This is a genomic window from Rhodovulum sp. (genome assembly GCF_011048875.1).
Lineage (GTDB): Bacteria > Pseudomonadota > Alphaproteobacteria > Rhodobacterales > Rhodobacteraceae > Rhodovulum > Rhodovulum tesquicola.
This window is the reverse complement of the sequence record NZ_DSDD01000289.1, coordinates 1-1,656: the sequence shown is the minus strand read 5'-3', so window position 1 is coordinate 1,656 and position 1,656 is coordinate 1. Positions and strand designations below refer to the sequence as shown.

2 protein-coding genes and 1 pseudogene are annotated in these 1,656 nt (G+C 73.6%); all 3 read left to right on the top strand.

Going from position 1 to position 1,656, the window contains the following annotated elements; genetic code table 11:
• Positions 1–156: pseudogene (locus tag ENN83_RS10115) on the top strand (glycolate oxidase iron-sulfur subunit); the annotation flags it as partial.
• 31 nt (positions 157–187) lie between these two features.
• The gene (locus ENN83_RS10110; protein WP_287186587.1) at positions 188–1,015 is read left to right on the top strand and encodes a trypsin-like serine peptidase; all 828 of its coding nucleotides are present in this window, start codon (positions 188–190) and stop codon (positions 1,013–1,015) included.
• Positions 1,016–1,048: 33 nt separating this feature from the next.
• On the top strand, positions 1,049–1,656 hold a 608-nt coding region (locus ENN83_RS10105; protein ID WP_287186585.1), incomplete at its 3' end, for a trypsin-like serine peptidase.

The following is a 1,656-nucleotide window of genomic DNA, read 5'->3' as shown; positions in this document are numbered from 1 at the left end:
GATCCGCAGGTGATCGCCACGGGCAATATCGGCTGCATGATGCAGATCGGCTCGGGCACCGGGGTTCCGGTGGTCCATACGGTCGAGTTGCTGGACTGGGCGACAGGCGGGCCGCGGCCGCGGGCGCTGGGCGCGGACCAGGGGGCGCGGCCATAATCCTGCCCCGAGCGGGTGCTATCGCGGTTCCATGGCGGGATCGTTCGGACATGTCGCGGCGCTGGCCGGGCTTTTGCTGGCGTTGAGCGCGGGGATCGCGGCGGCGCAGGACGGGACGCTGCGCGCGCTGGAAAGCGGCGACGCCTCGAAGGACTGGCGCGCGGTCGGGCGGATCGAGATCGGCGGGCGCGGCTTCTGCACCGGGGCGCTGATCGCGCCGGATCTGGTGCTGACCGCGGCGCATTGCCTGTTCGACAGGGCGAGCGGGCTGCCGGTGGATCCGTCCGGGCTGGAATTCCGGGCGGGCTGGCGCAATGGCCGGGCCGAAGCCTATCGCAAGGTGCGCCGCGGCGTCGTTCATCCCGATTACCGCTATGACGCGCCGGACGACATAGCGCGCGTGTCCCATGATCTGGCGCTGTTGCAACTGGATCAGGCGATCCGGCTGCCGGGGCTGCATCCCTTCGAGACCGGGGATCGGCCGCGCATGGGGGCGGCGGTGGGCGTGGTGTCCTATGCCCAGGGCCGGTCCGAGGCCCCCTCGCTGCAGAAGGTCTGCCATGTGCTGGCCTTGCAGCCGGGCGTCCTGTTGCTGTCCTGCGAGGTGGATTTCGGGGCCTCGGGCGCGCCGGTCTTCCGGATCGAGGATGGCGTGGCGCGGATCGTGTCCGTCGTGTCGGCCAAGGCCGAGCTGGCCGCGCGGCCGGTGGCGCTGGGCACGGCGCTGGGCGCGTCGCTGGATCTGTTGCAGGGCCGACTTGCGGCGGGTGCGGGCGTGATCGGCGCGGCCGGGGCGGCGCCGCGCTTCGGGCAGGGCGGCGCGCGCGCGAGTGGCGGCGCGCGGTTCGTAAGGCCCTGAGCGATGCGGTGCCCCCGGCTTTCCCTGGGTCTGATGCTGGCGCTGGTCGCGTTTCCGGCGCTGGGCGATACCGGGCTCAGGCGGCTGGGCCAGCGCGCCGAACTGCTGGGCTGGGAGGCGGTGGGCCGGCTTGACCATGCGGCGGGCGCGTTCTGCACCGGGGTTCTGGTCGCGCCCGACCTGGTGCTGACCGCGGCGCATTGCCTGTTCGACGGTCAGGGCCAGCGCGTGGATCCGCGCGGGCTGACCTTTCGCGCGGGGCTGAGCGAGGGGGCGGCCATCGCCGAGGTCGCCGGACGCCGGGCGGTGATCCATGAGGGCTATCGCCCTGGCGAGGGCGACGCGCTGGCGCGGCTGGGGGCGGATGCGGCGCTGGTTCAACTGGCCGAGCCGATCCCGGCGGGCGTGGCCGCGCCCTTCGTGGCGGGGCGTGCGGTGGGGCGTGGCGGCGCGGTCAGCGTGGTCTCCTATGCCCGCGGGCGCGAGGAGGCGCTGTCCTGGCAGCCGGGCTGCACCGTGCTCGACCGCGGGGTGGGGGTCTATGCGTTTTCCTGCGATGTGTGGTTCGGCTCGTCCGGGGCGCCGGTCTTCGAGACCTCGTCGGGCCGGGCGCGGATCGTGTCCATCGTGTCGGGCGGCCT